A 26,016-nucleotide genomic window follows, 5' to 3' on the forward strand; every position below is an offset into this window, starting at 1 on the left:
TCACGTACGTGCCCGCCGCTCGCGTGCGGGACGGGCTCCGGCCGCTCAGACGCTGGTGCGCCGCATCGACCCGCGTGTTCGGGCGTCGGACCGCCGCCGTTTCCTCGGCACCGGTGGTATCCGGGTCACGCTTCGGTGAGGGCGTTCGCGAGTTCGGCGGCGCGGTCGGCGATTGCGGTGCCCAGGTCGGCGGTGGTGGCGGTGCCGCCGAGGTCCGGTGTGCGGACCGTCCCCGCGGCGAGCACATCGCAGACCGCCCGGTCGACGGCGGCCGCAGCGGCGTGCTCGCCGAGGTGGGACAGCAGCATGGCGCCGGCGAGGATCTGGGCCACCGGGTCGGCGATGCCCATGCCCGCGATGTCGGGTGCGCTGCCGTGCACGGCCTCGAACATCGACGGTGCGTCCGCCGCCGGGTTGATGTTGCCCGAGGGGGCTAGCCCTAGTCCGCCGGTGACGGCGGCGGCGAGGTCGGAGAGGATGTCACCGAACAGGTTCGAGCCGACGATCACGTCGAGGCGGTCGGGGTGCAGCACGATTTCCGCGGCCAGCGCGTCGACGTGCATCTGCCGCGTCTGCACCGACGGATATTCGGCCGAGACGCGCTCGAAAACACTGTCCCAGTAGGGCATCGAGTGGATCAGGCCGTTCGATTTGGTCGCCGAGCAGAGCTTTCCCGAGCGTTCGGCGGCGCGGTCGAAGGCGTAGCGGATGATCCGTTCGCAGCCGGTGCGGGTGAACACCGATTCCTGCAGGACGAATTCGTCCGGCCTGCCCGGGTTGTGGATGCCGCCGATCTCGGAATACTCGCCCTCGGAGTTCTCGCGGACGATCAGGATGTCGAGGTCGTCGGCGGTGCGGTCGCGCAGTGCCGATTCCGTGCCGGGCAGTAGCCGCACCGGCCGCAGGTTGACGTACTGGGCGAAGGCGCGCCGCAGCGGAATCAGCAAGCCCCACAGCGAAATATGGTCGGGCACCCCGGGGAATCCGACGGCGCCCAGCAGGATCGCGTCGAATTCCGCGAGCTGCGCCGGCCCGTCGGCCGGCATCATCGCACCGGTCCGCAGGTAGTTCTCACACGACCAGTCGAACTCGGTCCAGCTGATTCCCGGCAGGACCCGGTCGAGCACCTTCACCGCCTCGATGGTCACGTCGACGCCGATTCCGTCGCCTGGAATGGTCGCGATCCGGTATGTGCGCACGCTGTCTCCCTAAACCTTGACGCCGATGTATTTGGTCTCGAGGAATTCGTCGATCCCGGTGAACCCGCCCTCGCGCCCGAGCCCCGATTCCTTCACCCCGCCGAACGGTGCGGCCGGATTGGAGACCACGCCCTGGTTCAGGCCGACCATCCCCGTTTCGAGAGCTTCGCAGACGCGCAGCCCCCGTCGCAGGTTCTCGGTGAACACGTACGCGACCAGCCCGTAGGGGGTGTCGTTGGCGCGCGTGATCGCTTCGTCCTCGGTGTCGAAGGTGCCGATCGCGGCGACGGGCCCGAAGATCTCGGTCCGGCACAACTCGGCGTCGTCCGGGACGCCGGTGAGCACGGTCGCCGGGTAGAACGTGCCGGGACCGTCGATCGCCGTGCCACCGAGCAGCACCTCGGCACCGCGTCGGCGTGCGTCCGCCACCAGGTACTCGACCTTGGCGACGGCGTCGGCGTCGATGAGCGGCCCGACAACGACGCCGGGCTCGGTGCCACGGCCCATCGGCAGAGCCGCCATCCGCGCGGCCAGTCGTGCGGCGAACTCCTCCGCGATGCCGCGCTGCACGAGAATTCGGTTCGCGGCCGTACAAGCCTGGCCGATATTGCGCATTTTGGCGGCCAGTGCACCCTCGACCGCTTCGTCGAGATCGGCATCGTCGAACACCAGCAGCGGTGCGTTGCCGCCCAGTTCCATGGAGGTGCGCATGACCGTGCGGGCGCACTGTTCCAGCAGGAGCTTCCCGATGGCGGTCGACCCGGTGAAGGAGAGTTTGCGCGAGCGTGGATCGGCGATGAGTGGTCCCATCAGCGCGCCGGGGTCGGCGGTGGTGACGACATTGACCACCCCGGCCGGCACCCCCGCATCGGCCAGGATCGCCGCGAGCGCCAGCATCGAAAGAGGCGTCTGCTCGGCGGGTTTCACGACGCAGGTGCAGCCTGCGGCCAGGGCCGGCGCGATCTTGCGGGCACCCATCGCCATCGGGAAGTTCCACGGCGTGATGAGCAGGCTCGGCCCCACCGGCTGTTTCGTCACCAGAAACCGGGAACCGCCCGTCGGCGCGGGCATGTACCCGCCGTCGAGGCGAACGGCCTCCTCGGCGAACCAGCGGAAGAACTCCGCGGCGTAGGCGATTTCGCCGCGCGCCTCCGTCAGTGGTTTGCCCATCTCCAGAGTCATGATCAGGGCGAGGCGTTCGGTGTCGGCGAGCAGTGCGTGGTGCGCGCGCATCAGGATGTCGCTGCGGGTGCGTGCCGGGGTGTTCGCCCAGTCCGCCTGTGCCCCGGCCGCGGCGGTGAGTGCGTCGAGTCCGTCGGCCGCGGTCGCATCGGCGACCGCGCACAGCTCCGCGCCGGTCGCGGGGTCGAGGACGGGCAGGGTAGCAGGGGAGTCGTGCCAACGGCCGCCGATGAACAACCCTTTCGGGACGCTGTCGATCGCGGCGCGTTCGGCTGCGCTCAGGTTTTCGAGCAGCTGCGCGCTGCCCCCGGACTCGTCCATACGGTGTCCTCACTCCCGACGCGGTGGATCAACCATTGCTGTGACCCCTGCCGCCATGTTATGCATATTGTCAACAATCCGACAATAGACAATCTGGGGAGTCTTTGATGACCGAGCTGTCTCCCGTCCTGAAGCAGGCCACGCCCGTCCATGTCGACCACGGCGCAGGCTGCTACCTCTACGACACCGACGGTCGCCGCTACCTGGATTTCACCGCCGGGATCGGCGTCACCAGCACCGGGCACTGCCATCCCACCGTGGTCGCGGCCGCGCAAGCCCAGGTCGCCAGCCTGATCCACGGCCAGTACACGACGGTGCTGCACCGGCCGCTGCTGGAACTCACCGAGCGGCTCGGCACCGTCCTGCCCGAGGGCTTGGACGCGCTGTTCTTCGCCAACTCCGGCAGCGAAGCGGTCGAGGCGGCGCTGCGCCTGGTCCGCCAAGCCACCGGGCGGCCGAACGTGATCGTCTTCCACGGCGGTTTTCACGGCCGTACTGTCGCCGCCGCGACCATGACCACCTCGGGGACCCGGTTCTCGGCCGGGTTCAGCCCGCTGATGTCGGGTGTGCACGTGGCCCCGTTCCCGACCGCGTTCCGCTACGGCTGGAGCGAGGAGGAAGCCACCGACTTCGCGCTGCGTGAGCTCGACTACCTGCTCGCCACCCTCACCTCGCCCGCGGAAACCGCGGCGTTCATCGTCGAACCGGTGCTGGGCGAAGGCGGCTATATACCCGGCAACACCCGGTTCTTCCACGGTCTGCGCGAGCGCGCCGACCGGCACGGGATCTTGCTGGTCTTCGACGAGATCCAAACCGGCTTCGGCCGGACCGGAAAGTTCTTCGGCCACCAGCACTTCGACGTTCGCCCCGACGTGATCACCATCGCCAAGGGCCTGGCCAGCGGCTTCCCGCTGTCGGGCATCGCGGCGTCGCGGGAGTTGATGGCGAAGGCCTGGCCGGGGTCACAGGGCGGGACATACGGCGGCAATGCCGTGGCCTGTGCCGCCGCCGTCGCGACTCTCGAGGTGATCGAGGCCGAGGGGCTCGTCGACAACGCCGCCGTTCGCGGCACGCAGCTGCTCGCCGGTGTCCGGGCGCTCGCCACCAAGGCGATCGGTGATGTTCGCGGGCTCGGCCTGCTCGTCGGCGCCGAATTCACCACGGCGACAGGTGAACCCGACACCGAGACCGCGTCCGCCGCGCAGAAGTCGGCCGTCGACAAAGGATTGCTGCTGCTCACCTGCGGTGCGCACATGAACGTCGTGCGCATGATCCCGCCGCTGATCGTCACCGACACCCAGGTGAAGGACGCCCTGGGTATCTGGTCGGAGGTTCTCGCCGAGCTGTAGTCCGCACCGACCACGCTCTGCTCGCACCGCACAGGAAGCAGGACCCGATGGCCCGCTACATGAGCATCACCCTCACCAAAGCCGGCGTCACCTGCCGCGCCCGCCTCCTCGACGACGAAGCTCCGCTCACGTGCGCCGCCGTCTGGGATGCGCTCCCGCAGGAGGGCGACGCCTTCCACGCCAAATACGCCCGCAACGAGGTCTACGCCCTGGTGCCACGCATCACCGCGGCACCGCATCGCGAAAACCCCACCGTCACACCGATTCCCGGCGACGTCTGCCTCTTCGATTTCGAGCCGTGGGAAATCGGCAACCCCGCCTACGGCTACGAACCAGGCTCGGCCGCCCACCACGCCCAGGGCGCGACCGACGTGGCCCTGTTCTACGGCCGCAACAATTTGCTGATCAACGGCGACCTGGGCTGGGTTCCCGGCAGCGTCTTCGCCACCATCGAGGATGGGCTCGCGGACTTGGCGGCTGCCTGCAACGGGCTGTGGTTGCGCGGTGTCGAGGGCGAGACGTTGGCCTTCGCCCGCGCATGAGCAGGCACTACGGCAAGACTTTCGCTTGCCGCCGTATCTGTTCGGCGCCGCCGAACAGATACGGCGGCGCCGAAATGGTCTATCTACTTCAGTAGTTCAGCACGAACTCGGCGTGCCTGGCGACCGCGAGAATCAAGTCGTCGGAATGACGTGGTCCGACGATCTGTAAGCCCACCGGCATTCCGGCGCGAGTTCTGCCGACCGGGATGCTGATGGCGGGCTGCTGGGTCATGTTGAACGGGTAGGTGAACGGGGTCCAGTCGGGCCAGCCGCTCAGCCCGCTGCCCGGCGGCACATCGTGTCCGGCTTCGAACGCGGTGATCGGCATGGTCGGGGTGATCAGGACGTCGTAGGCCATATGGAAGTTGCCCATCGTGATGCCGACCTCGGCGGCGACGTGGCGGGCGTCGAGATAGTCGATGGCACTGACGGATTCGCCGCGCGCCCACACCTCGCCCAAACCGGCATCCACCTTCTCGCGCGACCCGGCGGGGAACTTCGCCAGCATGGTCGCCGCACCCGCGGCCCACAGCGTTTCGAAAGCCGCACGCGGATCGGCGAATCCGGGATCGACCGCATCGATGGTCAGATCGGCCTCGGCCAATCGCGCCACCGCACTCTCGACGATCTGGGCGACCTCGGGGTCCACCTGCGCGTACCCGAGCGTGGCGGAGTAGCCGACCGACAGCCCGCGCACATCGCGCTGTATCTGACTGCGGAAGGTCGTGAAGGTGGGCGCCAACGCGGTCGGGTCGCGCGGATCGGGCAGCGAGAGGATGTCCATCAGCAGCGCCGCGTCCTCCACGGTGCGCGTCATCGGTCCGGCGTGCGCGAGCGGGCCGAACGGGCTGGCCGGGTAGAGCGGAATCCGCCCGTGCGTGGGTTTGAAACCGACGATCCCGCAGAACGAGGCCGGAATCCGGATGCTGCCACCCCCGTCGGTGCCGACCGAGACCGGCGTCATCCCACCCGCTACCGCCGCCGCGCTGCCCCCGGACGACCCGCCTGCCGTCGTGGCCGGATCGGCGGGATTGCGGGTGACCCCGGTGAGTGGACTGTCGGTGACCCCCTTCCAGGCGATCTCCGGCGTGGTCGTCTTACCGACGAACACCAGCCCGTCCTCGCGCAGCCGAGCGGCGACCGGACTGTCCACCAGCCACGGTCCGCCCGCGTCGACACAGGTGGAACCGCGCAGGGTCGGCCACCCCTCGGTGAGAAAGATGTCCTTGATGGAAATCGGCACACCGTCGAGCAGCCCGCGCGGATTGCCCGATTGCCAGCGCGCCTCGGAATCCTTGGCCTGCACCAGCGCCCGATCCGGATCCACCAGGCAGAACGCGTTGAGCGCGCCGTCGCGGGCGGCGATGGCATCCAGACAGGCCTGCGCGGCCTCGACGGGGGAGAGCTGGCCGACCGCGTAGGCCGAAACCAGCTGAACCGCCGTCATCACGGTGGGATCGGTGGGGAGATCGGGCTGCGTCATGGCGGGCTCCTTCAGCCGGGCACGTACCCGAGCGTCTTGTCGACAACGTTGTTCAGCGGCAGACCGGCTGCCCACCTGCCGAAGTTGTCGGTGAATGCGCGGACGATCTCGGTGCGCCAGCCGTGGAAATCGCCCGAATTATGTGGCGTGAGCACCACATTCGGCAGATCCCACAGCGGATGACCGGCAGGTAGCGGCTCCGGGTCGACCACGTCCAGTGCGGCCGCGGCGATCGAACCGTTGCCGAGCGCGGCGACGAGATCGTCGGTAACCACTAGTTCCCCGCGCCCGACATTGACAAACCTGGCATGCGGTTTCATCGCCGCGAACGCGGCGGCATCGAACATGTGCGTGGTCTGCGCGGTGAGCGGCGCGATCGCGATCACGTAGTCGGCGCCGGGCAATTCGGCATGCAGATCGTCGCTGATGGTGTCGAAATCCGGGTCGCCGGTGCGCGCACGGCGCCCGACCCCACGCACTGTCATTCCCGCGGCGCGCAGCAGTCGCGCGATGGTGCGGCCGATCGAGCCGGTCCCGACGATCAGCGCGGTGGCGCCGGCGACGCGTTCGGATTCCCGGTGCCGCCACTCGTGCCGCTGCTGGAGCCGGATCGACCCCGGCAGGTCCTTGGCGAACGAAATGATCTGTCCGAGAACATATTCGGCGATGGCCGCGTCGAAGACATTGCGGGTATTGGTGACCACCACATCAGATGCTCGCAGTTCCGGGAACATCACCGGATCCACGCCGACGCCACCCATGTGCAGCCAGCGCAAGCGGTCGGCGCTGTGCCACGCACCGGGTACGGCGCGAGACTGGAAGTCGTAGACGAACAGCACATCGGCGCCGCTTAGCGCATCGGCGAGCCCGTCGGCCTCGGTGTAGCGCACGTCGGCGCGTTCGGCAACGGGGGCCATGAGGTCCGATTCGGGCACACTGTCACGATGTAGGACGGTGACAATCGGCCCGTTTTCCACATTGACACCGTACGATCAGATCGTATGATTGTCAACAATCCGATCGTGTTCGGAGGTCTGCCCGGCTGAGCGCGAGAGGGGCCGCAGTGGAGTTCAGCTTCCCGGACATCGACGGGCCGGTTGCCCAACGAGGCATCGGCGTGATCGCGCCGTTCGACCTCGCCCTCGAACGGGAACTGTGGCGGTGGGCGCCCCTGGAGGTGAGTCTGCATCTGGCCCGCACCCCCTATGAACCGGTGCCGGTGTCGCTGGCCATGGCCGAACTGGTGTCCAACCCGCTGCACCTCACCGCGGCCACTCACGACGTCCTGCACGTGGAGCCGGAAGTCGTCGCGTACCTGTGTACTTCGGGCAGCTTCATCAACGGACTCGCCTACGAACGATCCCTGCGGGAAACCATCTGCCTGGCGGGCGCACCCGACGCGGTGACCACCTCCGGCGCCCTGGTGGAAGCGATCAAGCACCTCAACATCACCCGGATGTCGGTGATCACGCCCTACGACGAGGTCCTCACCGGCAAGCTGCACGACTTCCTCGACGAAGCGGGATGCGCCACGATCAAGTCCGATCACCTCGGGCTCGGCGGCGGTATCTGGAAGGTCAACTACCGCACCATCGCCGAACGGATTCTCGGCGCCGACGACCCACGCTCGGAAGCGATCTTCGTCAGCTGCACCAACCTGCCGACCTACGACGTGATCGAGCCACTCGAACAGGCACTCGGCAAACCGGTCCTCACCGCCAATCAACTGACCATGTGGGCCTGCCTGGGTCGTATGAAACTGCCCATGATGGGCCCAGGAAAGTGGCTCGTCGATGTCTTCTGAGCCAATGCTGACGCGACATTCTGCCCAGGAAAGTGGCTCGTCGATGTCTTCTGAGCCAATGCTGACGCGACATTCTGCCCAGGAAAGTGGCTCGTCGATGTCTTCTGAACGGAGCGAGATGCATATGCCGACAATCGGATTCATCTATCCCGATCACGCCGCCGAGGACGACTACCCGCGCGCCGCGGCCCTGCTCGACGCCGCGATGCCGGTGGCTCACATCTACGGCACCGATCTGCACGCGATCGCCGAACTGCTCGACCTGGGCAGCCCCGAGAAGTTGCGTCACGGTGCGTCGTTGCTGGCACCCGAGGAACCCGCCGCCGTTGTCTGGGCGTGCACCTCGGGCAGTTTCGTCTATGGGCCCGAGGGCGCTCGCGGTCAGGTCGAGAGCCTTGCCGAGGCGGCCGGTGTGCCCGCCTCCAGTACGAGTTTCGCGTTCGTCGAAGCGGCGCGTGCGCTCGGTGTGCGGCGGGTGGCCGTCGTCGCGAGTTACCCCGAGGAGGTGGCGCGGTTGTTCGTCGACTTCCTCGCCGACGCGGGCATCGAGGTGGTGTCGATGTCGAGTGCCGGCATCGACACCGCCGCCGAGGTCGGCACCCTCGACCCCGACCAGGTCCTGACTCTGGCCGTCACCAACGACCACCCCGACGCCCAGGCACTGCTCATCCCGGATACCGCCATGCATACTCTCGAGGTGCTCCCGAAACTCGAAGCCGCGCTCGGTAAGCCGGTGCTCACGGCGAACCAGGTCACCATCTGGGAAGGTTTGCGGCTGGCCGGGGTCACCGCCTTCGCCCCTGAACTCGGCGCGTTGTTCGCGGAGGAGAGTCGGCATGTCGATCATTGATTTCGAGCCGGTCAACCAGCAGTCCACCGCGGAGATGATCGCCGGCCGACTGCGCGAGGCGATCATGCGCGGTGCGCTCGCCCCCGGCGCCCAGCTCGGTGAAGCCGATCTGGCAACCAGTTTCGGCGTCTCCCGCGGACCCGTGCGCGAGGCCATGCAACGCCTCGTCCAGGAGGGCCTGCTGTTCAGCATCCGCAACCGCGGCATCTTCGTCATCGAACTCACCACCGACGACGTCGTCGACATCTATCGCGCCCGCACCGCCCTGGAAGGCGGCGCACTCGATCTCATCCTCGACGGCCGCCGCGATATCGCCTACGCCGCACTGCAACCCAGCGTCACCGCCATGCGGCTCACCGCCGAAGCGGGCGACGCTCCCGGGGTCTCCGACGCCGACCAGGCCTTCCACGAAGCCCTCGTCACCGCCGCCGACAGTCCCCGCCTCGTCCGGGCCGCCCGCACCCTGCTCATCGAAACCCGCATGTGCCTCGGCGCGCTCCAAACCACCTACCCCGACCTCCGCGAACAAGCCCGCGAACACGTCGAACTGCACGAAGCGATCGGCACCGGCTCGCCCGAGCGGGCACGCGCCCTACTCGTGGAACACATGGACGACGCCGTGCGTCGCCTGCGTGCGCGCTAGTTTCAGGTCAGCGGCACTGCCTTCCACCAGTCGAGCAACTGTGTGGTCGATGGGCAGGGCGGGGCAGAATGGGCTCGTAAGGACACTCCGATTCCCCCAGGAGCTCTTGTGGACAGCGAACAGCGAATACGCGCACAGGCTTTCGTCGACCTGCACCGCGCGGGTTGTTTCCTGCTTCCGAATGCCTGGGACGCCGGCAGCGCCCGGATTCTCGAATCAGTGGGATTTCCGGCGATCGCCACCACCAGCGCGGGCGTCGCGTTCTCCTTCGGTCGCCCCGATCACGATTTCTTCACCGAGCACGGCGAGCACGGTCGCGTCGATCGTTCGACGATGATGCGTCGGATCAACGAGATCACCGCCGCCGTGCGGGTACCGGTCAGCGCCGACCTCGAGGAGGGGTACGGCCCCGACGCCCAGGAAGTGGCGACCACGATCTCGCTCGCCATCGACGCCGGTGCGGCGGGCGGCAATATCGAGGACTTCACCGGCGACCGAACCACCCCACTGTTCGACGAGGTGCACGCGGTGGACCGGGTCCGCGCGGCGCGCGCGGCGGTGGCTGCCAGCGGTGAACCGTTCGTGCTCGTCGGTCGCACCGACGCTCTGCTCGTGGACGCGGGTCTCGACGAAGCGATTCGCCGTGCCAACTCCTACCTCGCCGCGGGCGCGGACTGTGCCTTCGTGCCCGGGGCCGCCGACGCCACCACGATCGCCGCCCTCGTCGACGCGCTCGACGGACCACTCAATGTCGTCATGGGACTGACCGGTGGCGCCTTGTCGATGGCCGAACTGGCCGACCTCGGCGTCCGCCGGGTCACCGTAGGCGGCAGCATCGCGCGCCTGCTCTACCGCCACCTGCTCGACGCGGCCAACGAGCTCGCCGAGCACGGCACCTTCACCTACGGCAACACCCAACTCACCCAATCGGCTCTCAACGCCCACTTCACCGATCGCACCTGAGACCCGATCCGTGCCGGCGCCTGCTGATCTCGATCAGGAGGTGGGCCGGGCACCTCTCAGGTCGAGGAGCATGCCGAGGTAGCCCAGTTCCTGGCTTTGGGATTGGGCCATCGCGCGGGCGGCCTGTTTTACCGGGCCCGAGGTGAGGAGCGTGTCGGCGGCGCGGGCCATCGTGACGCCGCCCGCGTGGTGGCGGTACATCAGTTGCAGGAAGAGGATTTCGGCGTCGGCCGCGCGGGCCGCGGCGAGGGTGTCGAGGTCGGCCGTGGTGGCCATGCCGGGCATCGTTGCCGAGGCAGTGGTCGAGTGCTGGTGGGTTCGGGCCATCCAGGTCATCGGCACAGCCGCGGTGGGTGCGGCGCGGGCGAGTTGGGTCCAGCCGAGCAGCGTGCCGATCTCCACCCGCTGGGTGTCGGCGATCTGGTCGGCCAGTCTGCGCACGGTGGGGTCGGCGGCCGGGTCGAGGCGTTCGGTGAGGATCAGCGCCTGTTGGTGATGGGCGGTCATGTCCTGGACGAAGCCGAGCTCCGTCGCGGTGAGAATCGGAGCGGGCGTGGCTGTTTCGGTGACGAAGAGCGGTCGCAGTGCGGCACCGAGCGCCAGCAGGAAAAGGGTGGCGGCGCCCGCGAACGCCAGGCGGATCACCCGGTTCACGGTCACGACCCGACCGTGGACTGCTGATTCGCGGGCGGTGTGTACACCTCGTTGTCGAGTTGCAACACCATGAACCCATTGTCGGAGCAGGTGACATACAGCTGATCGCCACGCCACTCCGGCGGCGAAAGGCACCAGTCCGTGGACAGGTCACCGAACGCGATATCGCCTGCTCGGGCGGTCAGCACCTGCGCCGGATCGAACAGCCCCTCGGCCATCGCCCGCAGCGCGGCCGGGGCGCTCATCAGTGGGATCCCGATGATCGAGGCCAGCGCGTGGGGCGAGTTCCAGATCTCGAGGTTACGGCCGGTCTTGGCAGGCGGGTTGAAGTAGGCGATCTCGCGGATGTCGCCGGGATCGCGGACGTCGAACACCCGGATACCGGAGGAGATCCAGCCGCAGGCCAGCGCGGTCGGGTTGTCGGGACGGTCGGCGGTGCAGTAGTGCGATTCGTAGGAGAACGCCGAACCGCCCATCGAGGAACCGATACCGGAGTCGATATTGGCGGGCAGGTTGATCTCGAGTTTGATCTTGGCGGTGATGCGGGGCGCGCTGTCGTCGGAGACGTCGATGAGTTTCACCCCACCGGCACCGCCCTCGTCGACGGTGAACAGATGGGGCACGCCGTCATAGGTCACGGGCACGCTGTGCTGGGTGGCCCACCCGTCGGTCCAGAAGGTGCGGCCGAGATGCGGCACGTGCGGATTCGGGTCGCGTCGTTGCACCGCGCTCACATCGAGCACGGTGAAGCCGCCCAGCGCGGAGATGTAGAGCCGGTTCCCGTCGGGACTCACGCCGAGCCCGTGTGCCTCGATCCCCGTCACTCCCTGCCAGATCACCCGGGGATTCGCCGGATCGGTGAGATCGATCGCGCTGAGAAATCCGGGCACAAGGCCCGACGCCCAATACGTGCGACCATCGGGCGAGAAGCCGCCTTCGTGCGTCGTGATCGGCAGTGGCATCAGCAGATTCGTGCCGGTCCCCGGATTGAGCAGGCGCGGATGCGCGCAATCGGAGACGTCGTAAACCGACAGGTATCCGGCGCCCATGCCCACCGGCACGCCCGTCCCGACCAGCAGTTTGCGAGTCGTGTTGACCTTCAACGTCTCCCAGGTCCCGGCCAGCATGGCGGGCTCGGCGAGCGTCGCGGTCAGCCGCGGCGCGGTGGGATCGGAGACATCGAGGACCTGTACGCCGGGGTGCTCGCTGAGCATGTTCCCGGGGAAGAAGGTGCCGACGTAGGCGCAGTGCTCGAAACTGGTGGAGGTGATGCCCGCTCCCCGCCCGGCGTAGCCCCCGATCATGGATATATTGCAGCGATAACCCTGGGTGCTGCGCCCACTGTCTCGGTCAATCGCCGGTACATCACCCTGCAACCCGGTCTCCGGCAGCGATCCGGGCCCGCAGTCGGCGCGCGGCACCGCCGTTCGGCCCACCTCGAGAAATTCGTGCACCGCACCGGTCAGGTCCGCACCGAAATCCGCGGACGCTCCCGACGGCAGGCCGAGCGCCACGAGTGCGGTGATCGCGGCAGCTGCCACATACCGGATCAGAGAATGTCGCCGGTCAGGGGGCTGTGGTGCGGTTGCCCCTGGTTCGACCGGCCGGGTCGTGGCCTCGGCGCTGGATGGTGTGTCGGTGCGCGGTTTCGGTGGCATCGTTGCCCTCCCCAATCAATGCTGCTGACAACACAACTGGCTCAGACAGTTGTGCCGTGTCACGAATGGTAGGCCGGATGAATGGTTGCGGAAGGGTGTTTCGGGGAACAGGGTGTTGGGCGGGCTCGTGCTTACCTCGGGCGGCCGCCCATACGCTGTACGGTTGCTCTGTACGGCCAGCGTCTGTCAAGGCGGGGAGTTTCCGCGATCGGAGAGGACTCGGATCCATGTCGAACGATGTCGTAGGAAGGTCCGGGGGCACACCGCCGCCCCGGGAAGTGGTAGCCGGTAGGTCGCCAGGCAAATCCAGGCTGGATCTGCTCATCTTCTGCGCCACCGCGATCGGTGCACTCGCCTTCGTCGCCTGGGGTGTCTTCGACGACGAAAGCCTCGCCTCCGCCGCGAGCACCGCTCAGAAATGGGTCATCACCAATACCGGCTGGTTGTTCGTGCTCACCGCGACAGCGTTCGTGATCTTCGTGATCTGGCTGGCGATCAGCCGCTACGGCCGGATCCCGCTCGGCGACGACGACGAGAAACCCGAATTCCGCACCGTGTCATGGATCGCGATGATGTTCAGCGCGGGCATGGGCATCGGCCTGATGTTCTGGGGTGTGGCGGAACCGCTGTCGCACTTCGTGAATCCGCCGCCGCACACCGCCGAGCCCGGTTCCCCGGCAGCCGCCGAGGTCGCCATGGCCACCACGCTGTTCCACTGGACCCTGCACCCGTGGGCGATCTACGCCGTCGCGGGTCTGGCCATCGCCTACGGCACATTCCGAAAAGGCCGCTCGCAGTTGATCTCCGCGGTGTTCCGGCCGCTGCTCGGTCACCACGCGGACGGTATCGGCGGCCGTGTCATCGACATGATGGCGATCTTCGCCACCCTGTTCGGCTCGGCCGCCTCCCTCGGCCTCGGCGCGTTGCAGATCGGCGCCGGCATGGAATTCAACGGCTGGATCGACAGCATCGGCAAGATCGGCCTGGTCGCGATCATCGCGGGCCTGTGCGTGGCCTTCGTTCTGTCGGCGGTCTCGGGTGTCGCGCGCGGCATCCAGTGGCTGTCCAACATCAATATGGTGCTTGCCCTGGCGATCGCGGCATTCGTGTTCATCGCGGGGCCGACGTTGTTCATCCTCAATATGCTGCCGACCTCGCTCGGCGACTACATCGAGAGCCTGCCGACGATGGCTTCGCGCACCGGCGCCGGTGACGACGCGATGCAGACGTGGCTGTCGAGCTGGACGATCTTCTACTGGGCCTGGTGGATCTCGTGGACGCCGTTCGTCGGCATGTTCATCGCGCGGATCAGCCGCGGCCGCACCATCCGCCAATTCGTCACGGGCGTGCTGCTGGTGCCGAGCGTGGTGAGCCTGCTGTGGTTCGCGATCTTCGGCGGCGCTGGCATCGCCGAACAGACAAAAGACGGTGCGCTCACCGAACCCGACGGCTCGGTGGACTCCAACTTCGCCCTGTTCCACCTGCTCGACCAGTACCCGATCACGTCGGTGACCACGGTCGTGGTGATGATCCTCGTCGCCATCTTCTTCGTCTCCGGCGCCGACGCGGCCTCCATCGTGATGGGCACGCTGTCCGAGCGCGGCAACATCGAACCGTCGAAGTGGGTTGTCATCTTCTGGGGCGCGGCGACCGGCGCCGTCGCCGCGATCATGCTGGTGATCGCCGATTCCGACAATCTCGGCGGTGCTCTGACCGGCCTCCAGGCGTTGACCACAGTGGTGTCACTGCCGTTCCTGGTGGTGATGGTGGCGATGTGTGTGTCGCTGTACAAGGACCTGCGTGACGACCCGCTGATCGTGCGCATGGATCGTGGCATCGAACTGGTCGAGGTCGCTGTCGACCAGGGCACCGAAATACATGACGGCGACTTCTCTCTCGTCACGGAAGCGTCGCCGGACACGCCCGAGAACCCCCGCGTCGATACCGACAAACGCGGCTAGTCCGCGGCGTCGATCCTGGCCTGCGCCGACGACAACTCGGCGCAGGCCAGGCGCAGGCGATCCCGCAGTGCGTCCGCGGATTCGGCGATCGCCGCCTGGGCGCGAACGTAATCCGCTCGCCCAGTGGGTGTTTCGATGCGCACCGGCTCGTAGCCGAAGCCGGACAGATCGTAGGGACTGGCTCGCATATCGAGTTCGCGTGCGGTGCAGGCGAGTTCGAAGCAGTCGAGCAGCAGGTCCGAGGAGATCAGGGGGGCGAGTTTGAAACCCCATTTATAAAGATCCATATTCGCGTGCAGACACCCGGGCTGTTCGCGCGCCACTTGGTCTGCGCGAGTGAGCGGTTCGACATTGCGCCCCACCGCCTCCGGTGTGAAGAACCGGAACGCGTCGAAGTGCGTGCACCGCAACGACATCGACTCCACCACCGCGTCGGTGCCCGCGTGCCCCAAGCGCAGCGGAACCTGCTGGTGGCGGACGTCGTCGGTGCGATAGACCATCGCCCATTCGTGCAGCCCGAAACACGACAACTGCGCCGGGCGCCGCGCGGTGGCGGTGAGCAGTCCGGACACGAACTCGATCGTGTCGCGCCGTTTGGCCAGATAGGCCGGGTCGGCGGTGAACACGTTCTGCTCGCCGGGAAGCTCGTGATACCCCCGAGCACCCCGATAGTCGCCCGCGTCACGCAGTGCGACCCCGAACCCCGGATGCCATCGGCGCAGCTGCGAAGGCTTGTTGCCGTAGTAGGTGAACAAGAAATCCACGACCGGATGGGTGGTTCCCGCCGCCCGCCGCTCGAGATACGGCCCGACCAGCCGATCGAGCCGGTCACGGTGCGCGCGCGCGGCGGCCTGCCACTCCGTGACCGGCGATATGTGCAGGTCAGTGGGGTGGTCGAGGTGGTCGGGGGTGCTCACGTAGCCATTGTCCCGTACCGGTGAGGAACCTCTGAACCGGGCTGAATCGGGGGTTCGGTGGGTGCCATCCCAGGGGGGTGGTGAGGGCCGAGATTAGACTTGTGACACGCTTTCGACACGAGTTGACGCAAAGGCTCGACACGAGTTCACGCCAAACCCGGGGCCGAGCAGTCCGGTGTAGTCGGCAACCTCGCTGGGACTCTCGATGTAGTGACGAGTAGCGGTGGTGCCGTCCACGCGGACGCGTTAGTCCACGGCCAGCACACACGGGAATAAACGCTCATCAGCGTGAGCAATTGTTCAGTTGACACGCCCAGCCAGCGAGACACCCACGCAAGTGGCGCCAGGGGCTTGAATGTGACGAATTACATAGTCATTCTTGCGGGCGGTAGATCCTCATCTACGATCAGAACCATGAGCAGCCCAGGGGGAGAAGGGCAGTCTCTGACTGTGCTCCCCGACAAAGTTCGAGATGTCGGCAAGTACGTCTATGGCCTGGCAGACACCTTGCGACAAGCCCTTGATACCGCAACCCGCGAGGTTGACGCTTGCGCGGGCGCCACCTGGACCGGCGACTACGCAGACGCCTTCGCATCAGGATGGGCCGAAACCCGAACCGGCGGACTGGAAATCATCGCCGCGCTGACCGATATGGCCGAGAAGTTGGGTGTCACAGCGGACACCTACAGTCAACGTGACGAAACGAACGCGGCCGCCCTCGGCACGTTCAGTCTCGATTTGTAGGCCTGGATGGGATCCGAATTCAAGGTCGACCTCGACGACATCGAACAGGTCATCGCCAAACTCGGCGGGCTCGCCGGCTTCATAGCAGAACACCTCGACGAGATAGATGACCAAGTCGCTGGGTTGGTCGGCACCGGTTGGGAGAGCGTCGCGGCCGACGCTTATCAGGGAGCTCACCAACGATGGTCGCTCGGCGCCCGTGATTTTGTCGATGGTATTCGTGATATGAGCACCGCCGCCAAGGCAGCACACTCCAGATACACGAATGCGATAGACATAAATTATCGTATGCTGCAAGGCGGATGACACGATGTATGTCGACTGGGTCACCTATTATGATGCTGCGAAAAAGTGCCACGATCTGGCGAATGACCTTCGCGCTGCGGACAAGTCTGTCCACGATGCGGTCAAGGGAAAAGGCGCCGGAATGGCTGGCGACGCGCCCGGATGCACCGAATGGGCGCAAGCCTACGACGGTGTTGCACGCTCCACGTTGCAGGCCTGCACCAACCTGTCGGACGCACTCACTAATTTTGGAAACATCCTGTACGCGTCCGGCTACAACTATGGGACCAGTAACAACAGCAACCCGGCACCGCCGCGTCCGAATATAACCGCGATGACGGAATACAAGGTCGAACTGCCATCGGCTACAACCGCGATTGCTAGCATGGGCGTTCGTAACGACGGCGACGGCGAATTCTTCGACAAACTCCTCGACGAGATTACCGCGGAATTCAAAAAGCTACCAAACGCTGATATCGATGCACTCGCTGAGGTATCAACTGTATGGTCTACTTTTTCGGCCAGCGAAGCGTTGTCTGGGGCGAAGGCCCGGCTCGAAACGATTTCGCAGATGTTCGACAATATGGACCGCGTAGAGAACCGCGCGCTGATCCAGCAACATCTGAACACGATCAGCACTTCCGCTGAAACTATTGTCCTGGCAGGTCAGAATATCGCGGCTCCGATCTCGGAGTTCAACACCGGAATACACGAGACCAACACCGCGATCAACCATGAGTTCACAATGCTCGCCGCCGAGATTGCGGTCACCATCGGCGTCGCGGCCGTTGGCTTCCTATTCACCATGGGCGGCTCCGGCGCCTTGGCCGTTGTTCGTATCGGTGTGGTTATCGCGAACGCCATGAGCGGCATCCGCAAAGCCCTGAACGCGCAGAAACTGCTGAAGATCCTCGGCTTCAGCGGGGCGTTCGGTGGCGCGGTCGCAGCCATCACCGCCTTCGAAAAGGTACCCGACACGAGCAAGGTCGCACTCGCGCTCGTGGAGATCATCGCGATGAAGGTCCTGTTGGATGAGGGCGCCGAAGAGGCTGAGGAAGTCTTGGATGTCGTGACCGACGAAGCAGGCGAACTGATCGGGGCAGAATCTGCTGAAGGTGTCCAGATCGTCACCGCGGCAGCACTGGAGCAGGCGCGGCAGGAACTTACCGAGAAACTCGGACAACCCGACGTGAAGCAGACTCCGAAGGGAGATATCGAGGTATGGACGATTCCAGGCAACCCGCCATCGACCGTCACCTACCGCCCATTCAGTCGATCCGGCGGTGCGACTCTAGATTTCAATAGTGTTCCAGGTGTTCCAATCAAACGCTGGCATATATAATCGGCAGTGTATTCAACCATAGTCGACACGAAGGGTGGTACCGGGCAAGGTGGAGTACCTTGGAATGCAATTCGTTAATTTCCGCGACTACGATTTCGGCGCTGGTGGGAATCATAAATTTCAATGGGCTGATGTGAGAACGTTCAAGATCGCCCAAGGCGATACTGCAAACGATGCAATCATATCGAATGTAATCGACACGGTCGAATATCGAGATGACTATGTTGGAGGGGGAATCGACCCCGATGGAATCCGCCACGGCCCCTACTGGATTTCGAGTATCTCACCGTCATCGTTTGACGAAATTGGCGCAACCTCTGCGACGGATATATTTTACAAGTGGCTGCTAAACTGCGGAACTATTCCACCTTCGCTGACGAACGAGCTTGAGCAGTCGGTGGTTAACGCTATCGCACGAAGCGAATCAGTCTACGTCCTCAAGAAATTGGACGAGACAGCGATAAACGACTACGGAAATCTCCACATGGAGTTCCATGAACTTATCGCCATCGACAGGACGTCCGACAAGGTTGCGCTTATCGTGCTTACTGACGACTAATGGCTGCGATTCATAAATTGTTTGGCGTAATAGTATGAGAGACGTTGCAGTGAGACTTTTCTTCCTGCCGCAGCAGCAGCTTGACGCTCGCGGTCCTGAAGAACACCGGTCGCCTTCACGAGCCGCGTGGTCTTGTCGGGACAACAACGCAGCTTCCGCAAGATATTCCACACCTTGAGCTGGGCGAACGCGTGTTGTGCGGCCGCGTAGCTGCGCGTGGGCCCGATTGTCCAGCTCTGTGACGCAGGTTTCCGGCGAAGGTACTCCGAAAAGGGTCCGCATTCCCGTTGTGGGACCCGACGGCTATTTAGTCGATGACCCTGCGGACCGCTACGTCGGAGTACGGGCGGCCGGGATTATTTGGTGGAGGCGTACCCAAGCAGGTGGCGAGTGGCCAGAGACTTTCTTCTTTGCGAGCTGATCTTGTCCGCAAGGCGGCAAGGGCCCGTTCTGCCGTGCTCGGTGCGGGGCTGGTAGCGAGGGCAGCCCGTCCGGGCCAGCCCGGATTCGGCCATCGGGGGCATGCCCTGCTGATGTGATTCGGGTAGGTCTGCGCTGGTAGCGTATGCGGGTGACCTCGATTGACGTGACTTCTCCCGGGGCCGCCATATCGGAGATCGGATCACATTTGCCTCGGGCTCGCTCCGAGCCGATCGCACGCCCTCCGCAATGCCGGCGTGGATGAGCGACAGCCACGCACTCATGGTCGCGATATCGTAGTTCCATGTGTACCTACGCTTTTGTGCACTACAAGCTGCACTACGTATGTGTGGCGTGCCGGGTGTCGTTCAAGCGGCACCCGACGAATACTGGTGCAGCGCACGACTGCCCGCGATGCGGTACGCAGATGCAGTGTGCGGGGCATGATTTCGCGGCGCCTCGTCGCCGTGATAGCCGTGCTTGGTCGGTAGTTGGCGCCGTACTCGGCGCTGGACTGCGCTACGAGGGCTTCGAACCGTGTGGCTGTGGTCGGCAACCAAAATTCCGACCGCGGACCCGGGCACAACTGCGCGCCCGACGTGCGTTCGCTGCACATACCGGTGTTGGGCTCGGTGAAGCCCTAGCTCTCCGGGACGTGTGACGTGTTGACTGAGCTCAGGTTTGGTCGAACTGGCCGGTTCGACAGCGGAAGGAACTTGACTTCTGACACGCGATCTACACGGGTTGAGAAGGAAACGGTGGGAAATGTTGAGCAGTGTTGGGATGAGAGGAAGCCGCATACCTGCTGGTAACGGGCATTATTGGGGCGTAATGAGTCGTTACCGGGGGTGCTCCAACTCTAGTAGGTAAACAAGAAATCCACGACCGGATGGGTGGTGCCCGCCGCCCGCCGCTCGAGATACGGCCCGACCAGCCGATCGAGCCGGTCACGGTGTGCGCGCGCAGCGGCCCGCCACTCGACCGCAGGGATTACCCGCAGGTCGAGAGCGTGGACGAGGTCGCCGTGCGTGCTCACCGGGCCATTATCCCGCACCGGTCCGCAGCGGCTGATCCCACCGGCGGTCGCTGGCGAGCTATGAGTTGCCATAGGCTCCGAAGGGTGGGTACCGGACGCGTGCGCCCTGCCCGCTATCGGACGCTCTGTCGAAGTACTCGGCCCGCCAGGTCGTGCCTCGGGTGGATAGGTGACTCGGTGTGATCGTGGGACAGGGGCGGCCATCACAACTTGTCGCCGATGGTTCTCGTGCCATCGGGTTGGCCCCGGTCGGCGCCGGGCTGGGTGTGCGGTTCGACGGGCTGTGGTCGTGGCTGTGCTGGGTACACGCCGACGGGCTCACCGTCGCGCGGACTTCGCAAGGGCCGCCGCGGCCGTCGGCGCTCGCCGCGCGCGGCGGTCTGCCCGTCGAGTTGACGCGGGATGCGGCCGTATCAGGGGAGGTGCTCGGGCTGACGACATCGGGGATCTGGCAGTTCGGATCTCCGGAATCACGACTGGTGCGGGTGATCCGTCCCGAGCCTGATCGCCCGGTCACCGTTGGGCCAGGGGCGACGGTCCTGGTCGTCGGATACCCGGCCGAATCCCTGTCTCCTGAGCGCATCGCGTGGTACCGGTCGGCGATCGATGCCGGTGACCGGCCGGTGGTGTCCGTCCTCGACGCTTCGCGCCCTGATCGCGACAACGAGCTGGCTTTCGTTCTCGACGGGCACCACGCCCTTGCCGCTTACCTCGCGGCCGGGCAAGAGCCGGTGCTGCGATGGCTGTCGTGCGAGCCGATCGCCGCCGAGGCATGGTGCTGGCATCCGTCCGGTCGGCCGGAGACCGGTTGCTACTGCGATGACGGCGATTGGTCGGACTGCGTGTGGGCCGACCCGCTCGCTATCGGGTCGGCGGACTTGACGGAGGCACTGCGTGCGCAGCCACGCACGGAACTCCTGGCTCGCCCGATCTTCGCCGCACTCGCGGCCCGCGAGAACCTGAGCAGCCATGAAGTCGGCGAGCTGGTGGAAGTGTCCGACGGGATGGGCCTGATCGAGGTACTGGGCTCACGAGAGGCGCGATGCGGTCTGCTTCGGCTGCATGGGCGGTCTACGATCGGTGCGGCAATCGTCAACCGCGGCACGCTTTTCCAGTTGTTCGCTCGGTTTTCTCCCGAGGTCCGTCCCGCCGGTATCGAGGCGCTCGGAGACTGGCTGGCGGCACCGGAACTGGACCATGATTACGGCGGGTCACCGTATCCGACGCGCGTGCTGCTCGACCGATTGGATCCGGTGCTGCGGTTGCTCACTCCGGGCTGCTACGAGGTCGCGATCCGGACCTCCCGGACATTGAGCGCCAACGATGTCGACCTCCCCGCAGATCCGTTGTGGCCGTGGCCGCCCGGGACGGTGCAGACCGTCTACGGCGCCAACGGCTCGACGCTGATTCCCACCGGCACCTGGCCGCCGCCCGACGCCGAGCGCGTCGCCTGGTATCGCGACGTGATGGCAGCAGGCGGCAAGCCGTTGGCGGTCGTGCTCGCACCCGGTCCAGCAGGATCGGGCACGGGCACCGTCACGCGGTTTCTCCTGGACGGACACCATAAGGTCGCTGCAGGCGCCACCGCGTTCATCGAGATCGCGCCGGTACACGCCTCTCTCGTGGACGAGGAATTCCGAGCCGTTCTCGCTGACCCCGGCTACTCTCTCCGTCCCGGGGACGTCTGAGAAGCTTTGCCACAGTGCGGATTCGACGATGTCATTTCACCTGAGCGCCCCGCGACACCACGCCAGGTGCGCTGACGGGAGCGGCGAGTGATCCGGCGAGCATGTCGATGATCTCTCCCCATGCCTGCGCATCCCCGGCCCGCGCGTCGCCCGCCTCCGCCGCACGTTCGTGATCGGCCAGGAGCGCGAAAAGCATGGTGGTCAACGCCCGCAACCGCCGCACCCGCAAACGCGGTGGCAAGGTGGTGAGTTCTCGGTCGAGGCCCTGCATGATGACGCGCACCGAAGTGCGTCCCGCACTGCCGAGATTGGCCGCATCGGAGACCGCCGGATGGGGGTGGATCTGCTCGAGAAATCGCGCGTAATGCCGAATCCCGTGTCGTTCGGCGAGTTCGAACATCGGCACCACGAGGGCTTCGAGTAGCCCGTGCAGGCCCGGCGGCCGACCCGAACCCGCTTGTTCGGCGAGCAATTCCAGCCGCCGCACCTCCAGCGTCGCCAGCCGGAACTCGACCACCGCTTCGATGAGCCCGTCGCGGGATCCGAAGTGATACTGGATCGCCGAATTGTTCCGCTGACCTGCGGCAGCGGCGATATCGCGCAGCGGCACCGACCGTCCGTGCTCCGCGATCAGACGCTCTGCCGCGACGATGATGCGTTCGCGCGCTGCTGTTGCTGCCACAGTCCGAACTGTAGCCGTTCACCAGCAGAAATGAGAACTACTCCTTGACAGTTAAGCGAAACAGCTTAAAACTGCTGTGTGACCGCAGACACATGCGGCCATCTGAGAGAGGAGCTTGCGCCATGATCCTGGATGCCTTCCGGCTCGACGGTCGCGTTGCCATCGTCACCGGAGCGGGCCGCGGCATCGGCGCGGCCACCGCGCTCGCACTGGCCGAGGCCGGTGCCGACGTCGCTATCGCCGCCCGCACTTCCGAGCAGCTCGATGAGGTCGCCGGGAAGATCCGCGCGCTGGGCCGCCGCGCTGTCACCGTACCGGCCGACCTCTCCGACCTGGCCGCGGTGAAAGCCTTCGCCGACACCGCTGCCGCCGAACTCGGCGGCATCGACATCGTGGTCAACAATGTCGGCGGCACCATGCCCAATACCTTCATGACCACCTCTCCCGAGTTCCTGGAGGAGGCTTTCCGCTTCAATGTGTCCACCGCGCACGCCCTCACCCAGGCCGCGGTACCGCACCTGCTGAAGTCGGACGGCGCATCGGTGGTCAACATCTCCTCGATGTTGGGCCGAACCGCCGGCCGTGGCTTCCTCGCCTACGGCACCGCCAAAGCCGCTCTCGCGCACTGGACCCGGCTGGCCGCCACCGACCTGTCCCCGCGCATCCGCGTCAATGCCATCGCGGTCGGCTCGGTCCTCACCTCCGCACTGGAGATCGTCGCGGGGCAACCGGAGATCAAGGCCACCATGGAAGGCGCGACGCCGCTGGGCCGACTCGGCGAACCATGGGAAATCGCGGCTGCCATCGTCTACCTCAGTTCAAGCGCGGGCGGCTATATCACCGGAAAGATCATCGAAGTAGACGGCGGCATCGAAAGCCCCAATTTCGAACTCGGCCTGCCCGACCTGTGATCCACTCCCGCACAAAGGATCTGACATGACCTACCGCGTAATCCAATGGAGTACCGGAAATGTCGGTGCGCGAGCACTGCGTTCCATCATCGCCCGGCCGGAACTGGAACTCGTCGGAGTCTGGGTATCGAGCTCGGCCAAAGCGGGGAAGGACGCGGGCGAGCTCGCTGGGCTGTCGGTCGAAACCGGTATCACCGCCACCACCGATGCCGATGCGCTGCTGGCCTTGAAGCCCGACTGCATCGTGCACACCGCTATGGCCGACGACCGGCTCATGGAATCGGTCGAAGACCTGAAACGGTTCCTGCGCGCGGGCATCAATGTGGTCTCCAGCAGCCCCGTCTTCCTGCAGTACCCCTACGGAACCATCCCTGACGATGCGATCGCCCCGATCATCGCGGCCATGGAGGAAGGTGGCGCGTCCCTGTGGGTCAACGGCATCGATCCGGGCTGGGCCAACGACTGGCTTCCGCTGCTGCTCTCCAGCGGCTCCGAGCGGATCGACCGCATCATCTGCTCGGAGATCATGGACTACTCCACCTACGACAATCCCAAGGTCGTCTTCGACATCATGGGTTTCGGCAGCGACCTCGACGCCCTGCCCATGCTCCTACAACCCGGCATCCTCACCCTGGCCTGGGGCAGCGTCATCCGACAGCTCGCCGCTGCTCTCGACATCGAACTCGACTCCGTCACACAACATTTCGAACGACGACCGGCTACCGGCGAACTCACCGTGGGCAACCGCACCATCGCGCAGGGCACCGCCGCCGCGCTGCGCTTCCAGGTCCACGGCATCCGCGACGGCCGTGAGGTTCTCACGCTCGAGCACGTCACCCGCCTGCACCCCGACCTGGCCCCCGAGTGGCCACAGCCGACCGGAAAGGGTTGCTACCGAGTCGAAATCCAGGGCGAACCGGACTACCAGCTGGACCTCCAGCTCTCCAGTAACGGCGATCACGCGCTCGCCGGCGTGGTCGGCACCGCCGCCCGTCTGGTCAGCGCCGTCGCCGCCGTGGTCGAAGCCCGGCCCGGCCTGCTGACCGCGACCGACCTGCCCCTCACCACCGGGCGCGGACTGATGTAGCCGGGAACCGAGGCTCGAACCGCCGGGTCGTCGCCTGCCGAATCTAGAACACGTTATAGTTTGACTAGAACACGTTACAGTCGACGGCGACGATGCGGTCGGCCTCTGCTCGGAAGGTGAGACAAGTGCGGGCCTGGGACGATGTAGCCGATGTCGTGGTCGTCGGATACGGCGGTGCGGGGGTGGCCGCGGCGCTGGCCGCGCGGGAATCCGGCGCCGAGGTCTTGGCTGTTGATCGGTATCTGGGTGGCGGTGCCACGGCGCTGTCGGGTGGCATCGTGTACGCGGGCGGTGGCACGTGGGTGCAACGCGACGCGGGCATCGATGACGACGTCGACAATATGCTCGCGTATCTGGAGGCCGAGGTCGGTGACGCCGTGAGCGCCTCGACGCTGCGCCGATTCTGCGAGGAATCCCCGGCGATGATCGACTGGCTGACCGAGCACGGCGTGCCCTTCCAGCCCTCGGTGTGCCCGTACAAGACGTCCTACCCGACCGACGACTACTACCTGTACTACTCGGGCAGCGAAAACTCCGGTGGCTACCGGGATTTCGCGAAACCGCGCCAACGCGGTCACCGCACTCACGGTCCCGGTGTCTCGGGCAAGGCGCTGTTCGGGCCGCTGGCGAAGTCGGCGGCCGGGCACGGCGTTCGCGTCCGGACCGGCACCAGGGCGACTCGGCTCGTGGTCGAGGACGGGCGTGTGACCGGCATCGAGGTGGTCACGATCGACAGCGCGCCCGCGGCGGTGCGCCGTCGATTCGCCGCCCTCGCCCGGATCTCGGCGAAACCTGGTGTGTATCACCAGGGTTTGCGCCGGGCGGTGGAAGCGCTGCTGGCCCGGATCGAGCGCAAACACGGACGGCCGGTCAGGATCCAGGCGAAATCCGGGGTCGTGCTCACCACGGGTGGGTTCATCGCGAACGGGGAGATGGTCGCTCGGCACGCCCCCGCGTATCCGTGGTCGCAGGGCCTGCCGCTGGGCAGCGCGGGTGACGACGGCAGCGGCATCACCATGGCGCTCGACATCGGTGCGGCGAGCGGCAAGATGGACGCACTCTCCACGTGGCGTTTCATCGCTCCGCCCAGCGCGTTCTTCGGCGCTGTCGCGGTGAATGCCCTCGGCAGGCGCATGATCGACGAGTCCCGCTATGGTGCGGCTCTCGGCGCGGCCATCGCCGCCAGTCCGGGTCACCGCGCATGGCTGCTCGTCGACTCCGAACTCGAGGCCGAGGCCCGCAGGCAGATCGGCACACAGTCGGTGTGGTTCCAGCGCATGCAGACCGAGCGTTTGCTCCGGATCGGGCGCGTTTCCGGTAGCACCGTCGAAGAGGTTGCGGCCCGTGCCGGGATCGACCAGTCCGCGCTGCGGGAAACCGTGGACGCGCACAACCGGGCCATCGAACTCGACCGCCCCGATCCGCTGGGTAAGCCCGACGACATCCGCCGCCCAGTTCGCACCGGACCGTTCGCCCTGCTGGACATCTCGTTCAAGGCTCGGGTCAGCTACCCCATGCCGATGCTCACCCTCGGTGGTCTGCTGGTGGACGAGGACACCGGGGCTGTGCGCGCCGAGAGCGGGGGAGTCGTTCCGGGGCTCTTCGCCGCCGGGCGTGCGGCGGTCGGCGTCTGTTCGAACTCCTACATCAGTGGACTGTCGCTGGCCGACTGCATCTTCTCCGGGCGGCGGGCGGGCACGTATAGCGCCCAGCCGCTCCTGCACAAGGGGTAGGAA

Annotated in this window: 24 protein-coding genes and 1 pseudogene; 15 read left to right on the top strand and 10 right to left on the bottom strand. The window is 66.0% G+C overall.

The genetic code is table 11. The annotated features are described in order from the left end of the window. Nucleotides 1–125: 125 nt before the first annotated feature. A complete protein-coding gene (locus tag ACFWPX_RS24390; RefSeq protein ID WP_378929269.1) occupies nucleotides 126–1,199 on the bottom strand; it encodes a tartrate dehydrogenase in 1,074 nt (357 codons plus the stop codon). Between the two features lie 9 nt (nucleotides 1,200–1,208). After that, nucleotides 1,209–2,702 (bottom strand): NAD-dependent succinate-semialdehyde dehydrogenase, encoded by a 1,494-nt coding sequence (locus ACFWPX_RS24395; protein WP_378929272.1) that lies wholly within the window; start codon nucleotides 2,700–2,702, stop codon nucleotides 1,209–1,211. A gap of 107 nt (nucleotides 2,703–2,809) precedes the next feature. On the opposite strand from ACFWPX_RS24395, the gene ACFWPX_RS24400 reads away from it, so the two are divergent. Both ACFWPX_RS24400 and ACFWPX_RS24405 read left to right on the top strand, forming a co-directional pair. Next, nucleotides 2,810–4,051: an aspartate aminotransferase family protein gene (locus tag ACFWPX_RS24400; RefSeq protein ID WP_378912894.1), complete on the top strand. Its 1,242-nt coding sequence runs from the start codon at nucleotides 2,810–2,812 to the stop codon at nucleotides 4,049–4,051. Between the two features lie 47 nt (nucleotides 4,052–4,098). Continuing rightward, the gene (locus ACFWPX_RS24405) at nucleotides 4,099–4,593 is read left to right on the top strand and encodes a DUF3830 family protein (RefSeq protein WP_378929274.1); all 495 of its coding nucleotides are present in this window, start codon (nucleotides 4,099–4,101) and stop codon (nucleotides 4,591–4,593) included. An 88-nt stretch (nucleotides 4,594–4,681) separates the two neighbouring features. Here ACFWPX_RS24405 and ACFWPX_RS24410 read toward each other — a convergent pair whose 3' ends face one another. Together ACFWPX_RS24410 and ACFWPX_RS24415 are read right to left on the bottom strand one after the other, a co-directional pair. Beyond that, nucleotides 4,682–6,076, bottom strand: a complete 1,395-nt coding sequence (locus ACFWPX_RS24410) for an amidase (RefSeq protein ID WP_378929277.1) — start codon at nucleotides 6,074–6,076, stop codon at nucleotides 4,682–4,684. Nucleotides 6,077–6,087: 11 nt separating this feature from the next. Beyond that, nucleotides 6,088–7,053, bottom strand: a complete 966-nt coding sequence (locus ACFWPX_RS24415; RefSeq protein ID WP_378929279.1) for a D-2-hydroxyacid dehydrogenase — start codon at nucleotides 7,051–7,053, stop codon at nucleotides 6,088–6,090. An 86-nt stretch (nucleotides 7,054–7,139) separates the two neighbouring features. Between ACFWPX_RS24415 and ACFWPX_RS24420 the strand changes: the two genes are divergently transcribed. The 4 genes from ACFWPX_RS24420 (at nucleotide 7,140) to ACFWPX_RS24435 (ending at nucleotide 10,336) form a co-directional block, all read left to right on the top strand. Further along, complete coding sequence (locus tag ACFWPX_RS24420) at nucleotides 7,140–7,880, top strand: Asp/Glu/hydantoin racemase (RefSeq protein WP_378929282.1); 741 nt, start codon at nucleotides 7,140–7,142, stop codon at nucleotides 7,878–7,880. A gap of 118 nt (nucleotides 7,881–7,998) precedes the next feature. After that, entirely contained in the window at nucleotides 7,999–8,730 is a 732-nt protein-coding gene (locus ACFWPX_RS24425) for a maleate cis-trans isomerase (protein WP_378929285.1), read from the top strand. Next, a complete protein-coding gene (locus ACFWPX_RS24430) occupies nucleotides 8,717–9,373 on the top strand; it encodes a GntR family transcriptional regulator (protein ID WP_378929288.1) in 657 nt (218 codons plus the stop codon). Before ACFWPX_RS24425 ends, ACFWPX_RS24430 begins: the two co-directional genes overlap by 14 nt. A gap of 108 nt (nucleotides 9,374–9,481) precedes the next feature. After that, nucleotides 9,482–10,336, top strand: a complete 855-nt coding sequence (locus ACFWPX_RS24435) for an isocitrate lyase/phosphoenolpyruvate mutase family protein (protein WP_378929290.1) — start codon at nucleotides 9,482–9,484, stop codon at nucleotides 10,334–10,336. Between the two features lie 33 nt (nucleotides 10,337–10,369). Here the strand turns inward: ACFWPX_RS24435 and ACFWPX_RS24440 are convergent, their stop codons facing one another. Continuing rightward, nucleotides 10,370–10,996: a DUF305 domain-containing protein gene (locus ACFWPX_RS24440; protein ID WP_378929293.1), complete on the bottom strand. Its 627-nt coding sequence runs from the start codon at nucleotides 10,994–10,996 to the stop codon at nucleotides 10,370–10,372. Further along, nucleotides 10,993–12,540: an LVIVD repeat-containing protein gene (locus ACFWPX_RS24445; protein ID WP_378929387.1), complete on the bottom strand. Its 1,548-nt coding sequence runs from the start codon at nucleotides 12,538–12,540 to the stop codon at nucleotides 10,993–10,995. Before ACFWPX_RS24445 ends, ACFWPX_RS24440 begins: the two co-directional genes overlap by 4 nt. A 335-nt stretch (nucleotides 12,541–12,875) precedes the next feature. On the opposite strand from ACFWPX_RS24445, the gene ACFWPX_RS24450 reads away from it, so the two are divergent. Then, nucleotides 12,876–14,609 (top strand): BCCT family transporter, encoded by a 1,734-nt coding sequence (locus ACFWPX_RS24450; protein WP_378929295.1) that lies wholly within the window; start codon nucleotides 12,876–12,878, stop codon nucleotides 14,607–14,609. Here the strand turns inward: ACFWPX_RS24450 and ACFWPX_RS24455 are convergent. Beyond that, nucleotides 14,606–15,526, bottom strand: a complete 921-nt coding sequence (locus ACFWPX_RS24455) for a 3-methyladenine DNA glycosylase (protein ID WP_378929297.1) — start codon at nucleotides 15,524–15,526, stop codon at nucleotides 14,606–14,608. The two genes, ACFWPX_RS24450 and ACFWPX_RS24455, sit on opposite strands and share 4 nt — an antisense overlap. A 414-nt stretch (nucleotides 15,527–15,940) precedes the next feature. Between ACFWPX_RS24455 and ACFWPX_RS24460 the strand changes: the two genes are divergently transcribed. The 4 genes from ACFWPX_RS24460 to ACFWPX_RS24475 all read left to right on the top strand — a co-directional run bounded on the left by ACFWPX_RS24460 (nucleotide 15,941) and on the right by ACFWPX_RS24475 (nucleotide 18,456). Further along, on the top strand, nucleotides 15,941–16,270 hold the full coding sequence (locus ACFWPX_RS24460; protein WP_378929299.1) for a WXG100 family type VII secretion target: 330 nt from the start codon (nucleotides 15,941–15,943) through the stop codon (nucleotides 16,268–16,270). 6 nt (nucleotides 16,271–16,276) lie between these two features. Further along, nucleotides 16,277–16,576 (top strand): WXG100 family type VII secretion target, encoded by a 300-nt coding sequence (locus ACFWPX_RS24465; RefSeq protein ID WP_378929301.1) that lies wholly within the window; start codon nucleotides 16,277–16,279, stop codon nucleotides 16,574–16,576. Nucleotides 16,577–16,580: 4 nt separating this feature from the next. Continuing rightward, on the top strand, nucleotides 16,581–17,897 hold the full coding sequence (locus ACFWPX_RS24470) for a hypothetical protein (RefSeq protein WP_378929303.1): 1,317 nt from the start codon (nucleotides 16,581–16,583) through the stop codon (nucleotides 17,895–17,897). A gap of 133 nt (nucleotides 17,898–18,030) precedes the next feature. Further along, nucleotides 18,031–18,456: a hypothetical protein gene (locus ACFWPX_RS24475; protein ID WP_378929305.1), complete on the top strand. Its 426-nt coding sequence runs from the start codon at nucleotides 18,031–18,033 to the stop codon at nucleotides 18,454–18,456. Nucleotides 18,457–18,542: 86 nt separating this feature from the next. On the opposite strand, the pseudogene ACFWPX_RS24480 reads toward ACFWPX_RS24475, so the two are convergent. Together ACFWPX_RS24480 and ACFWPX_RS24485 are read right to left on the bottom strand one after the other, a co-directional pair. Next, nucleotides 18,543–18,684: pseudogene (locus ACFWPX_RS24480) on the bottom strand (IS5/IS1182 family transposase); the annotation flags it as partial. A 1,051-nt stretch (nucleotides 18,685–19,735) separates the two neighbouring features. Next, the gene (locus ACFWPX_RS24485) at nucleotides 19,736–19,912 is read right to left on the bottom strand and encodes a hypothetical protein (protein WP_378929308.1); all 177 of its coding nucleotides are present in this window, start codon (nucleotides 19,910–19,912) and stop codon (nucleotides 19,736–19,738) included. A gap of 179 nt (nucleotides 19,913–20,091) precedes the next feature. Here ACFWPX_RS24485 and ACFWPX_RS24490 point away from each other — a divergent pair, with 179 nt between their 5' ends. After that, a complete protein-coding gene (locus ACFWPX_RS24490) occupies nucleotides 20,092–21,600 on the top strand; it encodes a hypothetical protein (protein ID WP_378929311.1) in 1,509 nt (502 codons plus the stop codon). A gap of 31 nt (nucleotides 21,601–21,631) precedes the next feature. Here ACFWPX_RS24490 and ACFWPX_RS24495 read toward each other — a convergent pair whose 3' ends face one another. Then, complete coding sequence (locus ACFWPX_RS24495; protein WP_378929313.1) at nucleotides 21,632–22,282, bottom strand: TetR family transcriptional regulator; 651 nt, start codon at nucleotides 22,280–22,282, stop codon at nucleotides 21,632–21,634. Between the two features lie 122 nt (nucleotides 22,283–22,404). Between ACFWPX_RS24495 and ACFWPX_RS24500 the strand changes: the two genes are divergently transcribed. The 3 genes from ACFWPX_RS24500 to ACFWPX_RS24510 all read left to right on the top strand — a co-directional run bounded on the left by ACFWPX_RS24500 (nucleotide 22,405) and on the right by ACFWPX_RS24510 (nucleotide 26,013). Next, nucleotides 22,405–23,193, top strand: coding sequence for an SDR family oxidoreductase (locus ACFWPX_RS24500; RefSeq protein ID WP_378929315.1), 789 nt, complete (start codon nucleotides 22,405–22,407; stop codon nucleotides 23,191–23,193). A gap of 25 nt (nucleotides 23,194–23,218) precedes the next feature. Further along, a complete protein-coding gene (locus ACFWPX_RS24505) occupies nucleotides 23,219–24,280 on the top strand; it encodes a diacylglycerol kinase (protein WP_378929318.1) in 1,062 nt (353 codons plus the stop codon). A gap of 92 nt (nucleotides 24,281–24,372) precedes the next feature. Beyond that, on the top strand, nucleotides 24,373–26,013 hold the full coding sequence (locus ACFWPX_RS24510) for an FAD-binding protein (RefSeq protein ID WP_378929320.1): 1,641 nt from the start codon (nucleotides 24,373–24,375) through the stop codon (nucleotides 26,011–26,013). Nucleotides 26,014–26,016 lie beyond the last annotated feature (3 nt).

The organism is Nocardia sp. NPDC058518, assembly GCF_042719655.1.
Taxonomy (GTDB): domain Bacteria; phylum Actinomycetota; class Actinomycetes; order Mycobacteriales; family Mycobacteriaceae; genus Nocardia.